This window comes from Isoptericola sp. NPDC060257 (assembly GCF_042726645.1).
Taxonomy (GTDB): domain Bacteria; phylum Actinomycetota; class Actinomycetes; order Actinomycetales; family Cellulomonadaceae; genus Isoptericola; species Isoptericola nanjingensis.
The window spans coordinates 1-24,722 of record NZ_JBHXAW010000006.1 but is presented as its reverse complement, the minus strand read 5'-3'; the positions used below and the strand labels follow the sequence as shown (position 1 = coordinate 24,722).

General features: G+C 74.8%; 24 protein-coding genes. 12 read left to right on the top strand and 12 right to left on the bottom strand.

The window, feature by feature from the left end:
- Positions 1-13: 13 nt before the first annotated feature.
- Positions 14-1,762, bottom strand: coding sequence for a bifunctional 3'-5' exonuclease/DNA polymerase (locus ACFWEK_RS01150; RefSeq protein ID WP_430552809.1), 1,749 nt, complete (start codon positions 1,760-1,762; stop codon positions 14-16).
- A gap of 150 nt (positions 1,763-1,912) precedes the next feature.
- Between ACFWEK_RS01150 and ACFWEK_RS01145 the strand changes: the two genes are divergently transcribed.
- The 7 genes from ACFWEK_RS01145 (at position 1,913) to ACFWEK_RS01115 (ending at position 11,923) form a co-directional block, all read left to right on the top strand.
- Positions 1,913-3,334, top strand: a complete 1,422-nt coding sequence (locus tag ACFWEK_RS01145) for a dihydrolipoyl dehydrogenase family protein (RefSeq protein WP_430552808.1) — start codon at positions 1,913-1,915, stop codon at positions 3,332-3,334.
- Between the two features lie 134 nt (positions 3,335-3,468).
- Complete coding sequence (locus ACFWEK_RS01140) at positions 3,469-5,211, top strand: serine/threonine-protein kinase (RefSeq protein ID WP_430552807.1); 1,743 nt, start codon at positions 3,469-3,471, stop codon at positions 5,209-5,211.
- A 195-nt stretch (positions 5,212-5,406) separates the two neighbouring features.
- On the top strand, positions 5,407-6,768 hold the full coding sequence (locus ACFWEK_RS01135) for an efflux RND transporter periplasmic adaptor subunit (RefSeq protein ID WP_430552806.1): 1,362 nt from the start codon (positions 5,407-5,409) through the stop codon (positions 6,766-6,768).
- Positions 6,765-7,511, top strand: a complete 747-nt coding sequence (locus ACFWEK_RS01130) for an ABC transporter ATP-binding protein (RefSeq protein WP_430552805.1) — start codon at positions 6,765-6,767, stop codon at positions 7,509-7,511. Before ACFWEK_RS01135 ends, ACFWEK_RS01130 begins: the two co-directional genes overlap by 4 nt.
- Positions 7,508-8,725, top strand: a complete 1,218-nt coding sequence (locus tag ACFWEK_RS01125) for an ABC transporter permease (protein ID WP_430552804.1) — start codon at positions 7,508-7,510, stop codon at positions 8,723-8,725. Before ACFWEK_RS01130 ends, ACFWEK_RS01125 begins: the two co-directional genes overlap by 4 nt.
- Positions 8,726-8,775: 50 nt before the next feature.
- On the top strand, positions 8,776-9,765 hold the full coding sequence (locus ACFWEK_RS01120; protein WP_430552803.1) for a hypothetical protein: 990 nt from the start codon (positions 8,776-8,778) through the stop codon (positions 9,763-9,765).
- Positions 9,758-11,923 (top strand): HlyD family efflux transporter periplasmic adaptor subunit, encoded by a 2,166-nt coding sequence (locus ACFWEK_RS01115; RefSeq protein ID WP_430552802.1) that lies wholly within the window; start codon positions 9,758-9,760, stop codon positions 11,921-11,923. The genes ACFWEK_RS01120 and ACFWEK_RS01115 overlap by 8 nt, the downstream gene beginning before the upstream one ends.
- Here the strand turns inward: ACFWEK_RS01115 and ACFWEK_RS01110 are convergent.
- Both ACFWEK_RS01110 and ACFWEK_RS01105 read right to left on the bottom strand, forming a co-directional pair.
- Positions 11,906-13,501, bottom strand: coding sequence for a sensor histidine kinase (locus ACFWEK_RS01110; protein ID WP_430552801.1), 1,596 nt, complete (start codon positions 13,499-13,501; stop codon positions 11,906-11,908). The two genes, ACFWEK_RS01115 and ACFWEK_RS01110, sit on opposite strands and share 18 nt — an antisense overlap.
- Positions 13,502-13,529: 28 nt before the next feature.
- Positions 13,530-14,318 (bottom strand): response regulator transcription factor, encoded by a 789-nt coding sequence (locus tag ACFWEK_RS01105; RefSeq protein ID WP_430552800.1) that lies wholly within the window; start codon positions 14,316-14,318, stop codon positions 13,530-13,532.
- A gap of 196 nt (positions 14,319-14,514) precedes the next feature.
- Between ACFWEK_RS01105 and ACFWEK_RS01100 the strand changes: the two genes are divergently transcribed.
- The 4 genes from ACFWEK_RS01100 (at position 14,515) to ACFWEK_RS01085 (ending at position 18,628) form a co-directional block, all read left to right on the top strand.
- Entirely contained in the window at positions 14,515-15,483 is a 969-nt protein-coding gene (locus ACFWEK_RS01100) for a polyphosphate polymerase domain-containing protein (RefSeq protein WP_430552799.1), read from the top strand.
- Entirely contained in the window at positions 15,480-16,151 is a 672-nt protein-coding gene (locus ACFWEK_RS01095) for a DUF4956 domain-containing protein (RefSeq protein ID WP_430545132.1), read from the top strand. Before ACFWEK_RS01100 ends, ACFWEK_RS01095 begins: the two co-directional genes overlap by 4 nt.
- Positions 16,152-16,155: 4 nt before the next feature.
- Positions 16,156-17,829: a CotH kinase family protein gene (locus ACFWEK_RS01090; protein WP_430552798.1), complete on the top strand. Its 1,674-nt coding sequence runs from the start codon at positions 16,156-16,158 to the stop codon at positions 17,827-17,829.
- Positions 17,830-17,986: 157 nt separating this feature from the next.
- Positions 17,987-18,628, top strand: coding sequence for a PAS and ANTAR domain-containing protein (locus ACFWEK_RS01085; protein WP_430545130.1), 642 nt, complete (start codon positions 17,987-17,989; stop codon positions 18,626-18,628).
- A 44-nt stretch (positions 18,629-18,672) separates the two neighbouring features.
- Here the strand turns inward: ACFWEK_RS01085 and ACFWEK_RS01080 are convergent, their stop codons facing one another.
- The 9 genes from ACFWEK_RS01080 to ACFWEK_RS01040 form a co-directional block, all read right to left on the bottom strand.
- Positions 18,673-19,476 (bottom strand): GvpL/GvpF family gas vesicle protein, encoded by an 804-nt coding sequence (locus ACFWEK_RS01080; protein WP_430552797.1) that lies wholly within the window; start codon positions 19,474-19,476, stop codon positions 18,673-18,675.
- Complete coding sequence (gene gvpK, locus ACFWEK_RS01075) at positions 19,473-19,802, bottom strand: gas vesicle protein GvpK (RefSeq protein WP_430545128.1); 330 nt, start codon at positions 19,800-19,802, stop codon at positions 19,473-19,475. The genes ACFWEK_RS01080 and gvpK overlap by 4 nt, the downstream gene beginning before the upstream one ends.
- Positions 19,799-20,725: a gas vesicle protein gene (locus ACFWEK_RS01070; RefSeq protein WP_430552796.1), complete on the bottom strand. Its 927-nt coding sequence runs from the start codon at positions 20,723-20,725 to the stop codon at positions 19,799-19,801. Before ACFWEK_RS01070 ends, gvpK begins: the two co-directional genes overlap by 4 nt.
- Positions 20,722-21,138 (bottom strand): gas vesicle protein, encoded by a 417-nt coding sequence (locus ACFWEK_RS01065; RefSeq protein ID WP_430545126.1) that lies wholly within the window; start codon positions 21,136-21,138, stop codon positions 20,722-20,724. The genes ACFWEK_RS01070 and ACFWEK_RS01065 overlap by 4 nt, the downstream gene beginning before the upstream one ends.
- A 115-nt stretch (positions 21,139-21,253) precedes the next feature.
- Entirely contained in the window at positions 21,254-21,874 is a 621-nt protein-coding gene (gene gvpO / locus ACFWEK_RS01060; protein ID WP_430552795.1) for a gas vesicle protein GvpO, read from the bottom strand.
- Positions 21,871-22,122 carry a gas vesicle protein GvpG gene (locus ACFWEK_RS01055; protein ID WP_430545124.1) on the bottom strand — a complete coding sequence of 84 codons (252 nt, stop codon included), beginning with the start codon at positions 22,120-22,122 and terminating at the stop codon, positions 21,871-21,873. Before ACFWEK_RS01055 ends, gvpO begins: the two co-directional genes overlap by 4 nt.
- Positions 22,123-22,125: 3 nt before the next feature.
- Positions 22,126-22,890 carry a GvpL/GvpF family gas vesicle protein gene (locus tag ACFWEK_RS01050; RefSeq protein WP_430552794.1) on the bottom strand — a complete coding sequence of 255 codons (765 nt, stop codon included), beginning with the start codon at positions 22,888-22,890 and terminating at the stop codon, positions 22,126-22,128.
- Entirely contained in the window at positions 22,887-23,297 is a 411-nt protein-coding gene (gene gvpJ / locus ACFWEK_RS01045; protein WP_430545122.1) for a gas vesicle protein GvpJ, read from the bottom strand. Before gvpJ ends, ACFWEK_RS01050 begins: the two co-directional genes overlap by 4 nt.
- Before the next feature lie 39 nt (positions 23,298-23,336).
- Positions 23,337-24,347: an SRPBCC family protein gene (locus tag ACFWEK_RS01040; RefSeq protein ID WP_430552793.1), complete on the bottom strand. Its 1,011-nt coding sequence runs from the start codon at positions 24,345-24,347 to the stop codon at positions 23,337-23,339.
- Between the two features lie 33 nt (positions 24,348-24,380).
- On the opposite strand from ACFWEK_RS01040, the gene ACFWEK_RS01035 reads away from it, so the two are divergent.
- Positions 24,381-24,710, top strand: a complete 330-nt coding sequence (locus ACFWEK_RS01035) for a hypothetical protein (RefSeq protein WP_430552792.1) — start codon at positions 24,381-24,383, stop codon at positions 24,708-24,710.
- Positions 24,711-24,722: the final 12 nt, after the last annotated feature.

Sequence of the window (24,722 nt, the reverse complement as noted above, 5' to 3'; positions counted from 1 at the left end):
AAGCCGGGGCAGGTCACTTGGCGTCGGCGTAGGAGTCGACCGCCGCGACGGTGAGCGGGAAGTCGACCGGGAAGTCCCCGAACAGCAGTCGGCCCGCCTCCTCGGCGGCCGCGCGCACCTCGGCGGCCACCACGTCGGCGAGCTCGCGCGGTGCGTGCACCACCACCTCGTCGTGCAGGAAGAACGCGAGGTGCGGGCGGTCGGCGAACGGGGCGGGCGCCAGGCCCGCACGCACGCCGTCCGCGACCCCGAGCGCCCAGAGCCGGCGGCGTATCGACGCGAGCCAACACAGCGCCCACTCCGCCGCGGTGCCCTGCACCACGAAGTTGCGGGTGAACCGGCCCCACGACCGGGTGGCGGACCGGGCGCGCGCCGCGGCATCAGCCCCCGCGTCGTCGGCGAACGCGCCCGCCTGCGCCTCGTCCCACGCGGAGCCCGGGGCCGGGGACGACCGGCCGAGCCACGTCGTCACCACGCCACCGCGCTCCCCCGTGCGCGCGGCCTCCTCCACCAGCGCGATCGCCCGCGGGTACTCCCGTCCCAGCCGCGGCAGCACCTGCGCGCTCGCCCCGGTGGTGCCGCCGTACATCGCGCCGAGCATGCCCACCTTGGCCAGCTCCCGGGTGGGCACGGCCCCGGACGCGACGATGCCGGCGTAGAGGTCGCCGGCGCGACCCGCCGTCGCCATGGCCTCGTCGCCGGCCATGCCCGCCAGGACGCGCGGCTCGAGCTGCGCGACGTCCGCCACGACGAGGCTCCAGCCCGGGTCGGCGACCACCGCCCGGCGCACGCCCTTCGGCAGCTGCAGCGCCCCGCCGCCGGTGGACGCCCAGCGGCCGGTCACCACGCCGCCCACCACGTACTCGGTGCGGAACCGGCCGTCGGTCACCCACTCGTCGAGCCAGTGCCAGCCGTTGGCCGTGAGCAGGCGGTAGAGGTTCTTGTACTCCAGCAGCGGCGCGACGACGGGGTGGTCGAGCTTCTCCAGCTCCCACTTGCGCAGGCTGCGCGTCCCGACGCCGGCGTACTGCATCGCCTTGAGCAGGTCGGGGTGCGAGTCGGGGTTGAGCGACGGCGGAGCGTCGAGGGCCGTGCGGATCTGTCGCGCGAGCTCCTCGAGCCGCGCGGGACGCTGCCCCTCGGGCGGCCGGGGGCCGAGCGCCTCGGTGAGGATCGAGTCGTGCACGTCCGCGCGCCACGGCAGCCCGGCGTGGTGCATCTCGGCAGCGACCAGCGCGCCCGCCGACTCGCCCGCCGCGAGCAGCCGCAGGCGCCCCGGCGCCGACGAGCCGCGCACCGCGTCCTCCTGCCGCCGCAGCTCCGCCACCGGGTCGACCGCCCCGGCGGCCTGCGGGGCCGGGGCCGACGGCGCGGGCGCGGCGAGGTCGAAGAGCGCCTCGCCCTGCGGCACACGGCGGGCGCCCACCGGCGGCGCCGCGCCCGCCGGCGTCGGGGGCATCGCGTCCCACGCGCCGACGGTCGCCGTCGCGAGCTCCGAGCCCCCGGCGGCCGTGGAGTGCCGCAGGATGCGGTGCACGAGCCGCAGGTCGTGCGACCGCTCCACGCGGACGCCCGCCCGGAGCAGGCCGAGGTACCAGCGGTTCGTGTCGTCCCAGGTCCAGCGCGGCACGACCGCACCGCCGCGCGCCTCGCCCTCCGCATCCGCCACGAGCGCGGGGAGGTCCGCGGCGGGCACGGCGCGCTGCGTACCGTCGTGCACGCGGACCGTGCCGCCGGGCTCTCGGGTCAGGACGACGTGCACGCCGCCATCCTGCCGTGCGCCACCGACGCACGATCGACGCGCCGTCGACGCGCCGCAGCCGCGCCGCTCGCCGCGCGACGAGACCGCCGATGTGGTGCGCTGGCCGGGGTCGGCGCACCCGGCCACCCATCCGCGCGCGAGGAGGACCGCATGACGACCGAGCAGCCTGTCGAACCCGTCGAGACCGTCGACGTCGTGGTGATCGGCACCGGCCCGGGCGGGGAGGACGCGACCGGCCGGCTGGCCCGCGCGGGGCTCGACGTCGTGGCCGTCGAGGCGCGCCTCGTCGGCGGCGAGTGCCCGTACTTCGGCTGCATCCCGACCAAGATGATGGTGCGCGCGTCGGACGCGCTCGCCGAGGCCCGCCGCGCGGGCACGCTGGCCGGGCGGGTCGACGTCGCGCCGGACTGGGCGCCCGTCGCGGCGCGCGTGCGCGACGAGGCGACCGCCGACTGGGACGACACCGCGGCCGTCGAGCGCCTGGAGAAGGCGGGCGCCCGCGTGGTGCGCGGCCGCGGCCGCCTGGTGGGCCCGGGCGAGGTCGCCGTGGCGACCGCCGACGGCGAGCGCCGCTTCCGCGCGACGCGCGGCGTCCTGCTCAACCCCGGCACGGAGCCGGCGGTGCCGCCGGTCGACGGCTTGGCCGACACCCCCTACTGGACCAACCGCGACGCCGTGCGCGCCACCGAGGCGCCGGCGTCGCTCACCGTGCTGGGCGGCGGCGCCATCGGCTGCGAGCTGGCGCAGGTCTTCGCGCGGTTCGGCACGGCCGTCGAGGTGGTGGAGGCGGGCCCGCGCCTGCTGGCCCCCGACGAGCCGGAGGCGAGCGCGCTCCTCGCCGGCCGCTTCGCCGCGGAGGGCATCGGCGTGCGCACGGACGCGAAGGTCGTGTCCGTCTCGCACGACGGCGGCGGGTTCACCCTGACCCTCGGCGACGGCACGCAGCTGGTCTCCGAGCGGCTGCTGGTCGCCGCGGGCCGGCGCACCGACCTGAAGGCGCTCGGCGTCGCGACCGTCGGCATCGACGACACGGGCCGCACGATCCCCGTCGACGACCGGCTGCGCGCGGCGGACGGCGTCTGGGTGATCGGGGACGTCACGGGCAAGGGGGCGTTCACCCACGTGTCGATGTACCAGGCGCGCATCGCTGTCGCGGACATCCTCGCGAGCGGGGGCCGCGGAGACCGCGACGACGACGAGCGGGCCGACTACCGCGCCGTCCCGCACGTCACGTTCACCGACCCGGAGATCGGCGGGGTCGGGCTCACCGAGGCCGCCGCCCGCGACTCCGGGCTGACGGTGCGCACCGGCCTCACCGACCTCGCGGCGTCGTCGCGCGGGTTCGTGCACGGGCCCGGCAACGAGGGCCTGATCAAGCTGGTCGAGGACGCGGACGCCGGCGTGCTCGTCGGCGCGACGGCGGCCGGGCCGGCCGGCGGCGAGATCCTCGCCGTCCTCACGCTCGCCGTGCAGGCGCGGGTGCCGGTCAGCGAGCTGCGGCACCTGATCTACGCCTACCCCACGTTCCACCGCGCGATCGAGAGTGCGCTGGCGGACCTCCAGGAGGCGTGACCGGGCACACTGCAGCACGCGTGACCACCACTTATCCTGTGATCGCCCATGACTGAAATGACCGAGTTCGCCGCCCCGACGCCCTCCCGCCCAGGCTCCCGCCTCGACGCCCCGCACTCGCCGAGGTGCCCGGCATGACGCCGAAGGACCCGGCCGAGGAGGCGGCGGGCGGGCACGTCGTGCTCGGCGGGAAGTACGTGCTCGGGGACATCCTCGGCACGGGTGGCACGTACACCGTCTACGAGGCCTCGCGCCTGCCCGGTGAGTCCGACGTGGCAGCCGACGAAACCGGGGACGAGACCCCGCTCCTCGTCAAGGTGCTCCACCCGCACCTGGTCGACGACGAGGCGGCGCGCGCCAGCCTCGCCCGCGAGGTCGCGGCGTCGGACCTGATGGACCATCCGGGCGTCTCGAAGGTCCTCGACACCGGGGAGGACGAGGTCGCGGGCGCGACCGTGCCCTGGCTCCTCATGCGACGCCTGCCAGGGACTCCCCTGTCGGAGCTGGCGGCCCGCGACGGCCTGCCGTGGCCGGAGGCGCTCACCGTGGTCGCCGGGCTCCTGGAGGGCCTCGCCGCCGTGCACGAGGCCGGGCTGGTGCACCGCGACGTCGGCCCGCGCAACGTGGTGGTCGACCGGCACGACGACGGCAGCATGACCGTCGGCCTGCTGGACCTGGGCCTCACCGCGCCCGGCGGAGGTGACGGCGACGGCGAGCACGTCGCCGGCTCGGCGTCGTACATGTCCCCCGAGCAGGCGCAGGGCAGGCCGCTCGACGGCCGCAGCGACCTGTACTCGGTCGGGGCGCTCGCCTACTTCGCGCTCACGGGCCACCCCCCGTACGAGCGCGCCCGGCCGGGCGACGTCCTGCTCGCCCACGTCGGGGCGCCCGTGCCCGCGCCGTCCGCCCGCCGCGCCGCCGTGCCGTCCGCCGTGGACCGGTTCGTGGCCCGCGCGATGGCGAAGAGCCCGGCCCGGCGGTTCCCGACCGCGGGCGCGATGGGCCAGACCGTCGCCACGCTGCTCGGCGGCGCGCCGCCGGCGTGGGCCGCCCCCGCCACGGCGGGGCCGGAGAGCCCCGACGGCGACCAGACCATGACGATGGGCCAGATCGCCGCCCAGGACCCGCACCGGACCGCGGCGATCGGAGCCGCCGGCCTCGCCGCCGCCGCGGCGGCGGGCGCCGAGGCCGAGCTCCAGCGCACCCGGATGCTCGGTGCCGTCGAGGCGACCGAGGCCGAGGCCGTGACACCGGACGACGGGGCTCCGACGGAGCCCCTCGCGACCTCGGGCGACGAGCCGACCGAGGTGCTGGGCGGCCCGCCGCCCGAGCCGCCCGCAGACACCCCCGTCGGCGGGGTGCCCGCAGCCGAGGAGCCCGAGCCGTCCCGCCGTCGGCGGATCCTCCTGATCGTCCTGGCCGCGGTGCTGGTGGCCGCCCTCGGCGCGGGCGCCTTCTGGTTCTTCCGCGACACCGACGGCAGCGGCCCGGTCGCCCCGGTCACCCACAGCCCGTCACCGTCGTCCACCCCGTCGCCGACGCGCAGCACGACCGCTCCCACGACGCAGGCCCCGGCCCAGCCGACGTCGCGCCCCGAACGGACCTCGACACCCACCCCGACCAGCACGTCCACGCCCACCGAGACGCCGTCGGAGACTCCGACGCCGACCGAGACGCCCACGTCGACGCCCACGCCGACCGACGAGCCCACCTCGACGCCCACGCCGACGGACGAGCCGACGGACGACCCCACGCCCACCGAGCAGCCGACCGAGCCGGAGCCGGACCCCACCGACGAGGAGACCACGCCGCCGGAGGAGCCCACCGACGGTCCCGTCGACAACGCCGGCGGGTCGACGTCGAAACCGACGCCCTGACCTGCCGGCTCCCGGACGCCATGACTCCCGGACGCCATGACTCCCGGACGCCATGACTCCCGGACTCCCAGGAACCGCATAGGCCCGCGATCGTCGCGTCCCAGGTGCGCTCCCTAGCCTCCGGATCACGCGCTGCCTGCCTGGCGGCACCGATCCAGGGAGTCGAGGGTGTTGCTCCAGCGCTCACGGTCGTCCGTGACCTCACCGTCGTCGGGGGTCCCCGACGACCCGCCGGCCCGCCGCGGTCGCGTGGCCCTGCGGCTGCGCGGGCGCCGCCCCGGGCGCCGCGCGATCCTGCTCGGCGCGGTCGCCGTCGTCGTGGTGGCCGCGCTCGTCGTCTGGCTCGCGGTGCTGCGGCCCCGCGCCGCCGCCCCCGACGCGGCGGCCGCCACCCGGACCACCACCGCGCAGGCGAGCACCGCGACGTTCGAGGACTCCGTCACCACCACCGGCACGCTGACGCCAGCCGTACAGGAGGACGTCTCCTTCGCGGCGTCGGGCACGGTGCAGCGCGTCGAGGTCGCCGAGGGCGACACCGTGGCGAAGGGCCAGACGCTCGCGACGATCGACACGCTGCAGCTCGACGCCGCGCTCGCGCAGGCCGAGGCCGACCTGGCCCAGGCCGAGGCGGACCTCGCTGACGCGCAGGACGCCGACGACGGGTCGGACGCCGCCGAGGCCACGGTCGAGGCGCGCGAGAGCGCGGTCGCCGTCGCGCAGCAGTCGGCCGACGACGCCGAGGACGCGATGTCGGACGCCACGCTCCGGGCCCCTGCGGCGGGCCTCGTCACGTCCGTCGGGGTCGCGGTGGGCGACACGGTCGGCTCCACCTCCAGCAGCGGCTCGGCCTCCGGCGAGGGCGGGAGCGGCGCGATGCCGGGCGCCTCCGGCTCCTCGGGCGGGTCCGGGAGCTCGGGCTCCTCGGACACCGCGGACAGCGCCGCGTTCACGATCGTCGGCACCGACGCGTGGACGGTCGACGTCAGCGTGGGCGAGGCCGACGTCGCGTCGATCGCGACGGGCGACCAGGTCGAGATGACCTCCGACGACCTGTCGGACACCGTCTTCGGCACCGTGAGCCAGATCGGCAGGCTCCCGTCGACGTCGCAGGGCGCCGTGGCGTACCCCGTCACGGTGACCGTGACCGGCGACCCCGAGGGACTGCACGACGGCGTGAGCGTGGATGTCTCCGTCGTCACCGAGCGCCGCAGCGACGTGCTGTCCGTCCCCGCGGCCGCCGTGACGACGGGCGACGACGGGTCGTCGACCGTGACGCTGGTCGCCGACGACGGCTCCACCACCGAGCAGGCGGTGGAGACGGGCGAGACGTCCGGCCAGCTGGTCGAGATCACCTCGGGACTGTCCGAGGGCGACACCGTGCAGTACACGACGTTCACCCCCGGCGCCGGGCGCGGTCAGGGCACCGGGCAGGGCGGCGGGCAGGGCGACCTGCCGGAGGGCTTCGACCCGTCCCAGATGGGCGGCGGCGGCCAAGGAGGTCCCCCCGAGGGCTTCGACCCGTCCCAGCTGCGCGGCGGCCAGGGCGGGAACTCGTGACCGCGCCGACCGCCGTCGGCGCCGAGGTCCTGAGCCCGACGTCCGACGCGGTGATCGACCTCCGGGACGCGCGCAAGACGTACCGCACGGGCGACCTGGAGTTCGAGGCGCTGCGCGGCGTCGACCTGCGGATCGAGCGCGGCGAGTACGTGGCGATCGTCGGGCCGTCGGGCTCCGGCAAGTCCACGCTCATGAACGTGCTGGGCTGTCTCGACTCGCTCACGTCCGGCAGCTACCGGATCGCGGGCGACGACGTGGACGACATGGACGAGACCGACCTCGCGAGCGTGCGCAACGAGCAGATCGGCTTCGTGTTCCAGCAGTTCAACCTGCTGCCCTCCCTGTCGGCGCTGCGGAACGTCGAGCTGCCGCTCGTCTACCGCGGAGTCGCCCCGGCGGAGCGGCGCGCACGGGCCGTGCAGGCGCTGGAGCGCGTCGGCCTCGGCGACCGCACCGCGAACCGCCCCGGCCAGCTCTCGGGCGGCCAGCAGCAGCGCGTCGCGGTCGCACGGGCGCTGGTCGGCGAGCCCGCGCTGGTCCTCGCGGACGAGCCGACGGGCAACCTCGACTCGCGCTCCACGGCCGACGTGCTCGACCTGTTCGACGCCCTGCACGCCCACGGCCGCACCATCGTGCTCATCACGCACGAGCACGAGGTGGCCGAGCGGTCCCGCCGCGTGGTGCGGGTGCTCGACGGGCTGATCACCTCCGACGCCCCGAGCGGCCGGGCGGTGGCGTCATGAGCTGGGCGGAGACCCTCTCCACCGCGTGGCACGCGATCCGCGCGCACACGATGCGGTCGCTCCTGACGGTGCTCGGCATCCTCATCGGCATCGCCGCGGTCATCCTCACGGTCGGCCTCGGCCTGGGCACCCAGAAGGACGTGTCCGAGGACATCAGCTCGCTCGGGTCGAACCTGCTCATCGTCACGCCCGGGTCGTCCACGGACTCGTCCGGGGCGCGCGGCGGCTTCGGCTCCGCGTCCACGCTGACGACGGCGGACGCGGAGGCCCTCGGCTCCGACGTCGCCGTGCCGGACGTCGCCGCGGTCACCGCGGAGAAGGAGTCGTCGCAGTCCCTCGAGGCGGGCGACGCCAACTGGACCACGACCGTCACCGGCGTCACCGGCGACTGGCTGGACGTGCGCTCACGCGAGCTCGCGTCGGGCGAGTTCGTCGACGACGGCTCGACGGACGAGGTCGTCCTCGGCCCCGAGACGGCGACCGAGCTGTTCGGCTCCACCCGCGTCGTCGGGCGCACGGTGAGCATCGCCGGGACGACGTTCGACGTCGTCGGCGTGCTCGAGGCGGCCGGGTCGAGCGCGTCGACCGACCTCGACGACACCGCCGTCGTGTCGATGACGGCGATGACGTCCGGCATCACGGGCGGCGCCGACACGTCGGTCAGCACCATCTACCTCAAGGCGACCGACACCGACGCGATCTCCGCCGCGTACCAGGAGGCGCAGTCGCTGCTCCTCGCGCTGCACGGCGCGACCGGCGCGGACGCCGCCGACTTCACGATCGACTCGCAGGACTCGCTCGTGTCCACGGCGACGTCGGTCTACCGCACCCTCACCGTGCTGCTGGCCGGCGTGGCGGGGCTGTCCCTGCTGGTCGGAGGCATCGGCGTCATGAACATCATGCTCGTGTCCGTCACCGAGCGGACACGGGAGATCGGGCTGCGCAAGGCGCTCGGCGCACCTCCCGGCGCGATCCGGCGGCAGTTCCTCACCGAGGCGTCGATCCTCGGCGTCACCGGCGGGCTCGTCGGCGCCGGCCTGGGCGTCCTCGCCGCCCTCACCCTGCCCGCGGTGCTCGGCTCGTCGATCGTCGTGTCGCCCGTCGCGGTGGCGGGCTCGCTCGCCGTCGCGCTCGCCATCGGGCTGGTGTTCGGCGTCTACCCCGCCGTCCGCGCCGCCCGCCTCGCCCCGATCGACGCGCTGCGCAGCGAATGACCGCGCCCGCACCCCACCACGGATCCGTCCCCCACGTCCCGGAGACCTCGATGACCCCCCACCCCTCCCTTCCCTCTGTCAGCCTTCCCCTCGTCACCGGCTCCGCACGCCGCCCGCGGGCCGTGCTCCTCGGCGTCGCCGCCGTCGGCCTCGCGCTCGCGCTCGCCGGGTGCTCGTCCTCGGACGCCGCCACCTCCGACGGCACGGGCGCGGCCGACGGCCAGGCGAAGGGCCAGGCCGCACCCGACGGCGGAGGCGCCGGGGGCGGCGGCCGCGCCCCGGGCGTCTCGGGCGAGGTCGCAGCGGTCGACGGCACGACGGCGCAGGTCCAGGGTTCCGACTCCCAGACCGCCGTCACCTGGACCGACGACACCACGATCACGGTCACCGTCGACGGCACGCTCGACGACGTCGCGGTGGGCTCGTGCGTGGTCGCCACGACGGGCGGCGCGCCCGGCGACGACGCCGCGTCCGTCGACGAGGACGCGGCTGCGGCGACGGTCGCGGTGAGCGAGCCGACCGACGACGAGTGCGCCGGCGGGTTCGGCGGCGGCTTCCCCGGCGGCGGGGACGGGCAGCGACCGGAGGGCGCACCCTCGGCCATGCCCTCCGGCATGCCGACCGACATGCCGTCAGGGATACCCACCGACATGCCGTCCGGCGGCCCCGGCGGGGGCAGGGGCGGCTTCGGCGGCCTCACCTCCGGGAAGGTCACGGCGGTCGACGGGTCCACCGTCACGGTGAGCGCCACGTCGTCCGACGGCGAGTCGGCCGAGGAGACCGTCACGGTCGACGACGCCACCAGCTACACCGTGCAGCAGGACGGCGCCGCCGACGACATCGTCGTCGGGCAGTGCGTCACGGCGCAGGGCGAGGAGGACGACGGCGGCGCGGTGACCGCGACGAGCCTCGCCGTCTCGTCCCCCGGCGACGACGGCTGCTCCACCGGGTTCGGCGGCCGCGGCGGTTCCCCCGGTGGCGCGGGCCCCGGGCAGGACGGCGGTCAGGGCGACGGGCAGGACGGTGGCAGCGATGCGTGACGCCGCCCTCCGCCGGCGGCGGACCCGTCGCCGCCGGATCGTCGCGGCGGGCGTCGCGGTGGTCGTGCTGGGCGCCGGGGGCACGGCGTTCGCGCTGCGCCCGGCCGACGCCCGCTACCGCACCGTCGCCGCGACCACGGGCGACGTCGCGCAGCACGTCGCGGTCAGTGCGACCGTCGCGTCCGCGAGCCGCGCCGACACGACGTTCGGCACGTCCGGAACCGTCGCCGCGGTGAAGGTGTCAGCCGGCGACGAGGTCGAGGCGGGCGACACGCTCGTCACGCTCGACGCGGACGAGCTGCAGGACGCCGTCGACGACGCCAGCGAGACGCTGGCCGACGCGAAGCAGACGCTCGCCGACGACCTCGAGGCCCAGGCCGACGGGACGGGCGTCGCCTCCGGCGGCACCACGTCGACGGGCACCACCTCGACGGGCAGCGCCTCGACCGGCAGCGCGTCCGGAGCCGGTGACGTCCAGGCCAGCTCCGCGGCGTCCGGCACGACGTCGAGCACGTCGTCGGGGACGGCCTCGGTACGCCTCGTCAGTGCGGCGGCCACGACCACACCGACCGGGGCGGCAGCCACCGCTGGTCCCACCGACCTCGGGGAGGCCGTCGCGGACGCACGCGCCGCGCTCGCCACGGCCGAGACGTCCGTGCAGCGGGCGCAGGACGCGCTGCTCGCCGGGTACGAGTCCGTGGAGGACGCGCTGCTCGACGGCACGACGGCTCTGGGCGCCTCGGGCGACGCCGTGACCGCCGCGACCGGCGACGACGGCGCGTGCGCCGACGTCCTCGCCGCGGACGACACGGCGGACGACACGTCGGACGGGAAGGTCACGGACGACGACCTCACCGCCTGCGTGGACGCGATCGTCGCCGCGCAGGACGCCCTCGTCCAGACCGACACCGCCCAGCAGGCGACCGGAGAGGCAGAGGGCGCCCTCACCGACCTCGTGGCCGACCTGGACGACGCCGTGACGACGCTCGGCGCGAAGGCCGACGCGCTCGACGACGCCGTCCGGGCGCTCCAGGACGCCGACGCCTCCGACGGAGGCACGCGGGACGGCTCCGGCTCCGGCGACACTTCCTCCGGGCGGTCGCCCGAGGCGGGCTCGGGCGCTTCGGGATCGGGCGACGCACCGAGCGGCACCGGCGCGGGGGACGCGCCCTCGGGGTCCGCGCCCTCCGGCACCGCGGGCTCGGGGGCCGGCGACCTGCCGAGCGGCGTCGACGGCTCGGGCACAGGCGGCTCGGGCACAGCCGGCTCCGGTCCCTCCGACCTCGACGGAGCGTCGGGCACGGGTTCGGGCGCGCGCACCGGGTCCGGGGCCACGCCGGGCACGGTGACTGCCGAGCGCATCCTCGCGGACCGCGCCGCGGTCACGGTCGCGCAGAGCGGCGTCGACATCGCGACGGCGGCCGCCGCGGCGGGCACCCTGACGGCGCCCGTCTCCGGGACGGTCGCGCAGGTCGACGCCACGAAGGGCGCGAGCGTCAGCGCGGGCGACGCGGCCGTGACGATCCTCGGCGCCGGCGGCTACGTCCTGTCCACGACGCTCGACCTCGCCGAGGTCGGGTCGGTCGAGGTCGGCCAGTCCGTCACCGCGACGGTGCCCGCGACCGGCCGCGACTACACCGGCACGGTGAGCAGCGTGGGCGTCCTCGACTCCTCCGACACCTCGACCCCGGCGTACGCGGCGACGATCGCGCTCGACTCGTCCGACCACGACGCGCCCGACCACGACGCGCCCGACCACGACGCGTCGGCCGCGGCCGACCTGCCCGAGGGCGCGTCCGCGTCGGCGACGATCGAGGTCGCGACCGTGGACGACGTGCTCGTGGTCCCGACGTCGGCGGTGAGCGCCGACGGGTCCGCGCGGACCGTGCGCGTGCTCGACGGCGACACCGTCCGCACGGTCGACGTCACGACGGGAGCCGTCGGCCCGGAGCGCACCGAGATCACCGACGGTCTGGCCGCCGGCGACGAGGTCGTGCTCGCGGACCTGGACCAGCAGCTCGTGCAGGACGACGAGGAGGAGGGGTCGGGCGGGCTCAGCGGGCTCGGCGGCTCCGGCGAGCAGTCCGGTCCGCAGGGCGGGTTCCCGGCCGGCGGGTTCCCCGAGGGCTTCCAGCCGCCGTCAGGGGGCTCGCGCTGAGCGCGGGGCGGCGTCCGCCGTACACCCGCGCGGCAGGCGCACGGTGAACGTCGTCCCCGTCGGCCCCGTCGGCCTCTCGCCCGCCGTGGCGGACCGGACGTCGATCGTGCCGCTGTGCGCGGTCACGATCGCGTCGGCGATCGCGAGGCCCAGGCCGGTCGACCCGCCGGCCCGGTGCCGCGACGCGTCGCCGCGCGTGAAGCGGCGGAACAGCGCCGGGCGCAGGTCGGGGGCGATGCCGGGCCCGTCGTCGGTCACCTCGATCTCGACCGCGCCCGGGCGCTCGCGGAGCCGCACCGCCACGCGGCTGCCCGTCGGCGTGTGCGTGCGCGCGTTCGCCAGCAGGTTCGCCAGCACCTGGCGCAGGCTCGCCTCGTCACCGGTCACGACGAGCTCCTCGGCGCCTCCCCCACCGCCGTCGCCGTCGCCGTCGTCGTCACCGCACGGCAGCGCGAGCGCCCAGTTGTGCTCGGGGCTCGCGGCGTGCGCGTCCATCACGGCGTCGACCGCGAGCGCCGCCAGGTCGACGGGCGCACGGTCGAGCGGCCGGCCGGCGTCGAGCCGGGCCAGCAGCAGCAGGTCCTCGACGAGGCCGGACATGCGCACCGCCTCGGACTCGATCCGGTCGAGCGAGCGCGCGGTCCCGCCGCCGGGCTCGTCCGGGGCGCGGCGCACGAGCTCGGCATAGCCGCGGATGGTCGCGAGCGGCGTACGCAGCTCGTGGCTCGCGTCGGCGACGAACCGGCGCACCTGCTGCTCCGAGTCGTGCCGCGCCCGGAGGGACGTCTCGACGTTCTCCAGCATCCGGTTGAGCGCCGCGCCGACCTGACCCACCTCGATCCGCTCGTCGGTGAGCGGTGCCGGCACCCGGGGGATGCCGGCGACGGCGCCCTGGCCGAGCTCGAGCTCCGACACCCGGACCGCGGCCGCGGCGACGTCGTCCAGCGGGCGCAGCGAGCGGCGCACGAGCCACGCGCCGACACCGACCGCTGCCAGCAGGCCCGCGACGCCGAGCGCGGCCTGCACGAGGACGTACCCGCGCACGGTCGAGTCCACGGTCGCGGTGCTGGCGGCGACGACCGCGTCCTCGCCGTCGTCGCCGGTCCGGTGCACCGCCCGGAACGCGCCGAGGTCCGGCAGGTCGACGTCGTGCGCCCGGCCGTCCGCGGGCACCGCCCGGAGGGCGGCGACCTGGGCGTCGTCCAGGGTCGTGCGCTCCAGCGCGTCCGACACGTGGTCGGCGAGCTCCAGCTCGCCGTCCACGGAGCGCACGACGGCGCTGCCCGGGCCGAAGCCCGCGGGGAAGTCCGACGGGTCGTCGGCGGGGGCGGGCGGCAGGACGGCGTCCTGGCCGTTCGGGGCGTCCGAGCCGTCCGAGGCGTCGACGCCGGGAGGCCGTGGCCCGGGCCCCTCGACGAGCCGCCGGCTCGCCTGCTCCAGCCGCTGATCGGCCTGGGCCACGAGCTGGGAGCGCAGCACCGCCGTCGAGGCCGTCGCGAGGCCGACCGTCACGACGACGACCACCGCGGCGAGCACGAGCACGAGGCGGCGCCGCAGGGTGGTCGGCCTCGGCGCCACGGGCCACCGTCCGGCCCCCGAGCGACGGTCACGCACGGGCACCGCGCTCCGTCGTGGAGGCGGCCGGCTTGAGGACGTAGCCCACCCCGCGCAGCGTGTGGATCGTCGGCTCGCGGCCCTTGTCGATCTTGCGCCGCAGGTAGGAGACGTACAGCTCGACGATGCTCGACTGGCCGCCGAAGTCGTAGTTCCACACGCGGTCGAGGATCTGGGCCTTCGACAGCACGCGGCGCGGGTTGCGCATGAAGAACCGCAGCAGCTCGAACTCCGTCACCGTCAGATGGATGTCCTCCCCCGCCCGGCGCACCTCGTGCGCGTCCTCGTCGAGCTCCAGGTCGCCGACGACGAGCACGCCGTCCTCGGACCGCGTCACCGCGCCCGCGCGCCGCAGCAGGCCGCGCGCGCGGGCGACGACCTCCTCGAGGCTGAACGGCTTCGTCACGTAGTCGTCGCCCCCGACGGTGAGGCCGGCGACCCGGTCCTCGACGGCGTCGCGCGCGGTGAGGAACAGCACCGGCATCCGCGCGCCCTGGGCCCGAAGCCGCCGCAGCACGGTGAACCCGTCCATGTCCGGGAGCATCACGTCGAGCACGACCAGGTCCGGGACCATCTCGCGCGCCAGCCGGAGCGCCGACCCCCCGTCGGGCGCGGCGGCGACCTCCATCCCCTCGAGGCGGAGGGCGGACGTGAGGAGCTCGGCGAGGTTGAGCTCGTCGTCCACCACGAGGGCGCGGACGGACGACCCGTCCGGCCGGGTGAGGGGCGGCAGGTCCGCACGCCCGGCGGGCGCGGACGGGGACACGAAGGGCGACGACATGGGCGCCAGCCTGCGGCACCCACCCCCGCGCTCCCTGTGCCGAACCTGTGAGACCGCTATGTCTTCGCCCGCGACCCCACCGATCTCAGCGGCTGCATAAGTTGCCCCGACAGTCTGCAGGCTCCCGGTTGTTCACCTGCCGGACGGCTCGTGTTCACCCATGACGCCGGCCCGGCACCGACGAGAGGAGCGTCCCGTGCGACGTCGGTCCCGACGTACCGAACCCCGTGCGACACCGAGCGACACCGAGCCGGACCGCCCGGGCCTCCCGGCGGGGTCCGCGAGCTCGGCGCGCACCGCCACCGCGAGCCGGCTGCACGCGTTCAACCGGTTCGAGATCAAGTACCTCGTCCCGCAGGACCAGGCCGACGAGCTCCGCGCCGAGCTGCGCCGGCACATGGACGACGACGCGTACTCCGGCGACCGGGGCTACCCGATCACCAGCGTCTACTACGACACCGCCCGGCTGAAGTTCTACTGGGAGAAGATCGAGGGTCTGAAGTTCCGGCGCAAGCTGCGCGTGCGGCACTACGGCACGGCGGACGACCTGACCCCGGAGTCGACGGTCTTCGTCGAGATCAAGCAGCGCGTCAACCGCGTCACGCAGAAGCGCCGCGTCGTGCTGCCCTACCGGGACGCGCTGCGACTCTGCTCGCCGGAGGGCTACGAGCCCGAGGGCGAGGTCGGTACTCGCGAGCGGGCGTTCCTCGACGAGGTGTCGACCCTGGTCGGCGAGCTCGACCTGCGCCCGACGGTGACCACCGGGTACCACCGCGAGGCGTGGGTGGGTCGCGAGGCCGACCTCGGCCTGCGCGTCACGCTCGACCACCGCCTGCGCGGGCGGGACCGCGACTTCCACCTCGCGTCCGAGGCCCCCAACCGCCTCGTGCTCCCCGCCCGCCTCTCCGTCCTCGAGGTCAAGGCCGACGAGCGCGTGCCCGCCTGGGTCACCGACCTCACCGCGCGGATGAGCCTCGACGTCGTGCGGATCTCCAAGTACTGCCAGAGCGTGCAGGCCTTCGGCCTCGCGCCGCGCTCGACCATGCACGCCCCGGACGAGCTCGGGGCCGTCCTCGGCGACCGCCCCACCGACCCGACGACCGAACCCACCACCCCGACCGGCGTCGCCGACGCCCCGAACCGAAAGAGTGTCCTCGTCCGATGAACCTGCAAGATCTGAGCGGAACCTTCTCCGTCTTCGACGTCGCGATGACGCTGGTGCTGTCCTTCGTCCTGTCCTCGGCCATCGGCTGGGTGTACAAGCGGACGCACCGGAACATCTCCTACAGCCAGTCCTACGTCCAGACCCTCGTCATCATCGGCATGGTCGTGGCCGTGATCATGCTGGTCGTCGGGTCGAACATCGCCCGCGCCTTCGCGCTCGTCGGCGCCCTGTCCGTGATCCGGTTCCGCAACGCGATCAAGGAGACCCGCGACGTCGGGTTCATCTTCCTCGTGATGGCGATCGGCATGGCCGTCGGCACGCGCTTCTACCTTCTGGCCGCCGCGGCGACCGCGATCATCCTGCTCGTCGTCTTCCTCATGCAGCGCTTCGACTGGTTCAAGCTCGACATCCAGCGACAGGTGGTCAAGGTCCAGGTGCCGCCTGAGCCGCGGTACCAGCAGGACGTCGCCGACGTGCTGGTCCGGCTGACCCAGGAGTTCGAGCTGGTGAGCGTGGAGACCGTGCGCGGCGGCGCGCTGACGGAGCTGTTCTACTCCGTGCGCCTCAAGGGCGGCGTCACGACCGCCGAGGTCATCGAGGCGCTCGGCGCGATCAACTCCGGGCAGAAGGTCACCGTCCTGACCGGGTACGACCAGTCCGACATGTGAGCGGGTGACGGACCAGATGAACGTGAGCCTCGCAGGCGTTCGCAAGCGCCTCCCCGTCCGGCTGCGCCAGCACTGGAAGCCCCTCACGGCAGGGGTGGCCGGGGTCGCCGTCGCTCTGACGTTCTTCGGCGACGTGACGATCCGGCCGTACTCCACGAGCACGGCCGCCGTCACCGACGAAGAACGCATCACGCAGGACATCACGGGGAGCGTCGACCTCTTCGACGACTCCGTGGACCACGAGATCTCGCTGTCGTACACGCAGCAGCGCTACGACGAGATGCTCGACGCCTACTTCGCCGACGGCGAGAAGGAGTGGATGTCCGCCGACATCACCATCGACGGCACCACCATCGAGGACGTCGCCGTGCGTCTCAAGGGCAACTCCACGCTGTCGTCGCTCGTCGACGACCGCGAGGGGTCCGACACCGAGGGAGAGCGCGCCCCGGGTGGCATCGGCGGCATGGGCGGTGAAGGCGGCGGCATGCCGCAGCTGCCCGAGGGCATGGGGCCACCCGAAGGCATGGAACCGCCCGAAGGCATGGAGATGCCCGAGGGTGGCGAGATGCCGCAGGGCGGGATCCCCGACGGCGCAGAGGGTGGCGGTGGCTTCGGTGGCACGGGCGTGGCCCTGACCACCGACGAGCCGGAGAACCTGCCCCTGCTGGTGAGCTTCGACGAGAACGAACCCGGCCGTGCGTACCAGGGACGGACCGAGCTCTCGATCCGGCCGGCGAGCGCGTCGAGCACCTCGTCGCTCAACGAGGCGGTCGCGCTCGAGCTCACGGCGCGGTCCGGGCAACCCACGCAGGACTCCACGTTCACCACCTACGCCGTGAACGACCGCCCGTCCACGACCCGTCTCGTCGTCGAGAACCCCGACCCGCAGTACGCGGACGAACTCGAGGGGGAGGGGGTGCTCTACAAGCTGCTGTCGACGAGCTCGTTCGAGTACCAGGGGGACGACCAGACCGAGTACACGGACGACTTCAAGCAGGTCAACCTCGTCGGGAACCAGGACCTGCAGCCGATCGTGTCGTTCCTGAAGTGGCTCGACGGCGCGTCGGACGAAGAGTTCGCCGACGAGCTCGACCAGTGGGTCGACGTCGACTCCTTCGCCCGGTACCTGGGCACCCAGGAGGTGCTCGACAACTTCGACACCATCAGCGGCCCCGGCAAGAACGCCTACCTGTACTACGACCTCGACACGGGCCTCCTCAGCGTCGTGTCGTGGGACCTCAACCTGGCCCTGGGCGGCATGTCCGGCCCGGGTGGCATGGGTGGCGGCATGGGTGGCGGCATGGGCGGTGGCACGACGCCCGACGGCGAGACCGCTGGAGCGCCTGACGGTGCCGCACCCGGCGGCGACGCCCAGGGCCCGCCCGGGGGCATGGAGGGCGGCCCCGGCGGTGGCGGCGGCATGGGCGGGATGATGAGCCAGAACACGCTCGTCACCCGGTTCGAGGGCGACGCCGACTTCTCCGCGATGATCGACGCCGCCGTCGACGACCTGACCACCGAGTGGATCGAGAGCGGAAGGGCCGCGGCGCTGGTCGACGAGGTGGCGGCGCGCGTGCCCGTCACCGACGGCGTCGACCAGGCGACGATCGACGCCGACGCGGAGACCGTCCGCGGGGCGCTCGACGGTGACGACGGAGGCTCCGACGTCACCAGGTGAGTGGGCTGGGCCCCTCGGCGGCTCGCGCGCCCGACGTGGTGAGGATGTGCAGATCCCCGGCTCACCCGGCAGGCCGGGGCAGCCGTCCGTACCGTCGAAGAGACGCCCCGGGGCCTCCGCCCCGGGGCCATCCCCCCACTCCGAAAGGAGCCCCACGATGACGCTTGCCACCCTGCCGAGCAGCGAGCTCGGGACATCTGACCATCGCCACGACGTCGGCCGGTTCCGGTACGACGTCGCGGAGGGCGCCTGGTGGTGGTCGGACGAGACGTACCGCATCCTCGGCTTCGAGCCGCACGAGGTCGTGCCGACGTGGTCGCTCCTGCTCTCCCACCAGCACACGGAGGACCGCGACGAGGTGCAGGAGGTCCTCGAGACAGCGGCGCGTACCGGCGAGGCGTTCAGCAACGTCCACCGCATCACGGACGCTCGTGGACGCGAGCGCACGCTGTCGGACGTCGGCGAGGGCCGCTGCGACCCCACCACCCGGGCGGTGACGCACGTGGTCGGCTTTCACGCCGACGTGACGTCCGCCGTCGAACGCCTCGGCGACGCGCGGGCCACGGCCAGCATCCACGCGGCCGCGGAGAACCGGGCCGGCATCGAACAGGCCAAGGGCATCGTCGGCTACGCGCTGGGCGTCGACATGGACGAGGCCTTCGCGACCATGCGCACGGCGTCCAACCACACGAACGTTCCGGTGCGACAGCTCGCCGCGTGGGTCGTGGACGCCGCGACCGGGCCCCAGCGCGACGCCGAGCGCGTCGCGGACATCGTCACCGACCTGGCCGGGCTGTAGGCGACCTGCGTCCGGGTCGCGGTCTCGGCGCCGACGTGGGTCCCTCAGGTCGTCGGGGCGAGATCGGCGAAGGAGTACGGCGGCCAGGGCCCGACGAAACGGATGCGGGCGGCGGGCTCCTCGTCACGAACCCGCGCGAGCTCACCTCCCACGCGCTCCACGCCGTCCGACGGCACCAGGAGGGCCACCGCCAGCACGGGCACGACGCCGGCGGGCGGGTGCGCGCGACGGGTCTCCGTCACCTCCTCGGCCGTCGCGGAGAGGCGGCGCCGCAGGGCGGGGTAGAGGTCGTCGGCGAGGGCGTCCGTCGCCTCGCGCTCGAGCTGCTCCAGCCGCTTCGTCAGCAGGCGGCGGACGCCGGGCGGTCGCGACTCGAGCTCGGCCCGCAGCGCGTCGGCGCGGGGGTCACCCGCCGCCGCCTCGTGCTGGTCGATCCCGATCTCCACCTGGAGCTCCCCGCGCCCGGCGAGCTGCGCCAGGCGCGCGTCCAGCCGCTCGGCGTGCTCGCCCAGCCAGCTCGTCAGCCGCTGCCGCGCGGGCTGGTCCGAGGTCCCCGCGACGATCACGTTGAAGCTCATCGGCAGCACCGCGTCCGCGGCCTGCCACAGCCGGTCCACGACGTCGCTGTGCTCCACCACCCAGCGGCGCACGTCGTCGTCCGGACCGGAGTACGGCGCCGCGCCGTGCCGGTGCACGACGGCCGTCAGCCCCCGGGCCGTGACCTGCTCCACCGCAGCCCCGTCGATCCCCGTGCCGAGGTCGTCCGGGGCCCCGCGGGCCACCGCGTACACGTACAGGCCGTCGGTGGCCCCCTGGTCCGTGGTCGCGCCGTCCGTCCCGGCGGTCATGCGCGTCCCCGCGTCCCGGCCTCGTCGTCGACCCAGCGCGAGGGGTTCACGAGCCTGTCCACGACGTCGTCCACCACGTCGTCGAGGCCCTGGCGCAGGTCGGCGACGGAGGCCGTCAGGCCGTGGTCGGCCTTGATGGACTCGAGTGCGTCGTCGAGGTCGAGCAGCGCCTGTCCGAGCCGCTCCTGCTCCTCCTCGGTGAGCTCGCCGCCCTCGAGGCGGCGGAGCGCCTGGCTCTCCAGGGCCTCCTGGATCACCTCGACCAGCGTCACCACCAGGGTGAGGACGCCGTTCTTCAGGCTGTGTTCGTCGATCGTCAACGTCATGAGTCGCCTCCCCGGGGAGCATGGGCGGATGCGGCGAGGGCCCGTGCCCACGCGGCGTCGCGGGTGGCCAGCAGTACGGTGCCCGAGTCGCCCGTGACGACCAGCACCTGCCGGCCCACGGGGGCGCGGCCGGTCCGCGCCTGCACCTCTCGGACCTCGCGAAGGCGGACGGCGGGCCGTGCCTCGCCGACCCCCTGCCAGGTCAGGCCGTCCGGGCCGAGGGTGCCGGTGCCGCCCCGCCAGACGGACGGGCCGGCGCGCTCCTCGCGGTACCAGACCGGGGCCTGGTGGCCCGCCGAGGGCCGCGCGGGGCCGCTCGCGCCGCCGCTGCGCAGCAGCGCCGCCAGCCGGTCCGGCGCGGCGGCGGACAGCAGCGTGGTGCCGGCGGGCGTCGTGACGGCCAGCCGCTCGCGCTCCTCGCCGCCGATCGCGAGCTCGGTGCGCACCTCGACGTGGGTCACGTCGTCCAGCGCGGCCTGCCACAGCAGCTCGCGCGGGTCCGCGCGCCAGACGAGGAGGCGTCGCGTGGTGAGGTACACCGTGCCCGGGCGCCAGACGGTCGCCGGTTCGTCCTGGCGGTGGCCGCCCGCCATGCGGGCCACGACCTCCTCGTCCGGCTCCAGCGGCACGTGGCGAGCGAGGGACTGCCGCACCCAGGCACGGGTCTGCTCGTCCCAGTTCCGCATCATCCCGTGCTCGAGCATGGTCTCGATGCCCGCGATCGCCGCGCGGAGGTTCACCCCGATCAGCGGGATGTCCGCCACCGTGATGATGAGGTCGAGGTCCAGGTACACGCCCTTGTTCAGCAGGGAGTCCAGCAGGTCGGGCAGCGTGGCGTGCAGGTCGCGGGTCGGCTGCAGCGCGGCGCCGTCCTCCGCGGGCGCGCGGAGCGACGGCGTCGCGCGGGCGAGCGTGTCCGTCATCGTCCGCTCCCGCCCGTGGCCTTCCCGTCGGGCTCGTCGTCGTCGGACGTCGTGCCCTCGACCTCGGCCCGCGGGACGTCGCCGCGCTCCGCCAGGGCGCTCTGCCACCCGCACCACGGGCAGTACTCCTCGAGCAGCTGCTTCGTCGGTGCGGTCTTGCCGCAGCTCGGGCACGTCTCCTTCGGCTCGATCGCCTGCTGCCAGGCCACGGTGTCCCTGTCCGTGCCCGCCGGGAACTCGAGCCCGTACCGGGCGGCGGTGTCGAACGACGCGAGCGCCGCGCGGATCCGGATGCCCAGCAGCTCGACGCCGGCGACCGACACCATGATGTCGGCGTTGACCACCAGGCCCTTGTCGAGCAGCGTCTCGACCACCTGCATGAGGGTGCCCTCACGCGCGCGCTGGGGTTCCATCGGGCCTTGTGAGCCGGGGACCACCGTCATGCTGCGCCGCTCCCTCCTGGTTCTGTTCGGGACGTCACTGATCGGGACGTCGGGTTCGCCTCGGCGCGTCTCGCCACGGCGGTGGTCACCGTTCCGTACGCCCTCGGACGTACCGGCGCCCGCGCGTCACGCCGCGCAGCCCGCCGTCCGCGTCGAGGCGCACCTCATACTCCGCGAGGACGTCGGACGTGCTGGGCACGTGCGCGTCCTCCAGCACCTCCACCGTCAGCGTCCAGCCCTCGTCGTCGCGGTCGATGCCCACCACCCCTTCCGGACGGTGGTGCGAGAGCTCCTTCAGGTGCTGGACGGCGCGTCGGGCCGCGCCCTGCGCGTCCAGCCCTCCGGACGGCGACGGCTCGGGGTCCGACGGCTCGTCGTCCCCGGCCGGCTCCTCCGGCGCCTCGCCCTCGCCCGAGTCCTCGTCCTCGTCGAGGCCGTCGTCCTCAGGCTCGTCGTCCGAGGCCTCGTCGTCGGGTGGCTCGTCACCTTCGGGCTCGTCGTCCGCTGCCTCGTCGTCCGGGGCCCCGTCCTCCGGGGCGGGGTCGTCGGGTGGCTCGTCACCTTCGGGCTCGTCGTCCGCTGCCTCGTCGTCCGCTGCCTCGTCCGCGGACTGCTCCTGCGCGGCGTCGTCCGCGTCGTGCGTCGCGGGCGGTCGGCGGCGTCGTGCCGGGGCGTCGTGCGCCTGCGTCTTGCGTGCCGGGCTCATGCTCCACCTCCTCGGCGTCGTCGGCTCGACTCCATGAGCCGGGCGACGAGCTCACGCTCGGTCGCGTCGGCCTCGGCGTCGTCGATCGTGCCCTCCTCCCGGGCGCGGGCGACCTCGTCGAGCTTCCGCCGGATCGTGCCGGGGTCGTACAGCTCGCGCTCGGCCTCGGAGCGGACCTGCTCCGCCACCCACACGACGCCACGCACCGGAGCGAGCGGCAGGGTGACGAGGGCGGTCAGGAGTCCCACGGCTCACACCTCCTCGGCGAAGTCGTAGGCCGCCTGCGGTCCTACGAGGCGCACGGTCATGCGGTCGGCGACCTGGGCGGCGAGCGCCTCCAGGGCCTCCTCCAGCGCTGGGACGTCCTCACGCCGCACGAGGAGCGCGAGCTCCGCCACGTCGCCCGTCCGCGTCACCTCGTGGCCGCTGGTCGCGCGCGCGAAGGGGGCGACGGTGCGGGAGAGCCGCTCCGCGTCGGCGGGTCGCCGCGCGTCGAACCCTGCGACGACCAGCTCGCCGAGCCGGATCCGCTCGTCGTACGTGGCCATCTCGTCCCGCCCCCGCGTCCGCTCGCGCAGGTGGCGGATCTCGGGATCGTCGGCGACGAGCTCCGCCAGCACGGCCTCCTCGCGGTACCGCGCCGAGACGGTCAGCTGCACCGCGCCGTCCAGGGCGCGGAGGTCCGCCGCGTGCCGGTCCTGCCGGTCCGCAGGCACCGCCTCCTCGAGCGCGCCGGACGCCGCCAGCGTGCCGAACTGCACGGGGAGCACCGGGACGGCGTCCGCGACCGCGTCGAGCACGCGGGCGTGGTCGCGGACGTCGTCGGGCAGGCCCACCTCGCGGTCGGACGGGGCGTCCGACACGACCGCCCGGAGGCTGCCCAGCGGCTCGGCGCGCACGGCTTCGCCGGCGATCCCGGTGAGGCCCGAGGGCAGACGGGCGTCAGCCAGGACCAGCCCGTACAGGTACAGGTCGTGCGTGCCCACCACGGGGACTTCCTCGGTGCGGACCGTCACGAGGCCTCCTGGCGGCTGCTGCTACGGCGGCGGGAGCGCTGCGGCTTCTCGTCGTCCTCGTCGTCCTTGCCCCCGGTCAGCGCCTCCTTGGCGCCGGAGACCATGCCCTTGGTCTTGCCCTTGGACCCGCTCTCCGAGATGTCGTCGATCAGCTCGGGCAGCTCGCGGCCCCCGGTCTGCTCCAGGTCGAGACGGTTCGTGGCCTCGGCGAAGCGCAGGTAGGTGTCGACGCTCGCGATGACGATGCGCGCGTCGATCGTGATCAGCTCGATCCCGACGACGGAGACCCGGACGAACGCGTCGATCACCAGCCCCTTGTCGAGGATGATGTTGACGACGTCGGCCAGCGACGACGACTGCGGGCGGTCCAGATAGCCGCCCGAACGGCGGGTAGCGACCTCACTCATGCTTCCTCCTCGCTGCGTGCTCGGTCAGACTCGTCTGTCTCAGCGGGACCGGCGACGCCTCGGCTTGGGCTCTTCCTCGGGCTCTTCCTCGGGCTCCTCGTCGGACTCCTCGTCAGACTCCTCGGGCTCCTCGGCGCCCTCTTCACCTTCCTCGGCGCCCTCCTCACCCTCCTCGGCGCCTTCCTCGTCCTCCTCGGCGCCTTCCTCGTCGCCCTGGTCCTGCTGTTCCTCGGCGACCACGTCCTCGTGCGAGCGGACGATCTCCTCGTCCTGGATCTCCGCCCGGTAGCCCTCGAGGTCGTCCGGGTGGAGCACGACGTCGGTCATGACGTGGTGCACGAAGAACTTGAGCTCGAGCCGCAGCCGGCGCCCGACGGGCCGCCACACGTTGGCGACCTTCTCCATGAAGCCGCGCGGGCGGTACTCGACGACCACGACGATGCGGGTCAGGTCGTCCGCCAGCGGGTGGAAGGTGACCGCGCCGCTGAGCGTCCCCTTGTCGCCGGTCGAGTCCCACACGACCCGCCGGGTCGCGATCTGGTCGACGATCGTCGCCTCCCAGCGCCGGTTCGACCAGAAGACCTTGCCCTCGAACGAGACCGTGCCCTCGTCCTCGTCGAGCTGCGCCTTCTCGACCTTCTTCATGAAGTCGGGCCAGGTGTCGTACTCCGTCCAGGCGTTGTAGACGACGTCGATCGGCGCGCCGACGTCGATCGCCTCGACGATGTTGATGAACCGGTGGCCGCCGCCGCTGCCTCCGTCGTCGCCCCCGCCGCCGAAGATGCCGGACACCTTGTCCTTCACCGCCGCCACGGCGGACTTCGCGCCCGCCTTGAGCGGCGAACCTCCCTCCGCGAGGGTCTTGGCGCCCTCGGCGACCGCGGAGCCGCCGGGGTTCTGGGCGTAGTCGGTCAGCTTGTCCGTGACCGAGCCGACCTTGTCGCTGACGGTGCTGACGGCGCGGTCACCGAACGCCCGCGCGAGGCCGCCGATGGACTCCTTCAGGCCGCCGAGGCCGTCGGACGTGGGGGACTTGGCACTCTCGCTCATGACTCTCTCCACTCCGCTCGAGTTCAGGACGACGTGCGCGAGGATCGGGAGCCGGTCGACTTCGAGCCGGTCGACTTCGAGCCCGACGACTTCGAGCCGGACGAGCGCGAGCCGGACGACTTCGAGCCCGACGAGCCGGACCTCGACGACGAGCGGGACGCGCCGGACGACGACCGGCCCCCCGACGACGCCGAGCGCGTCCGCGTGGAACCGGAGGAGCTAGCCGCCGACGTCCCGCTCTGGGCGGACGCAGAGGTCTTGCGTCGGCGCGACGGCGCCTTCTTCTCCTCAGGCTTCTCCTCGGGCTCCTCCGCGGGCTCGTCAGCCTCGTCGTCAGCGCCCTCGGCGCTCTCGTCGCCCTGATCCTCGGACTCG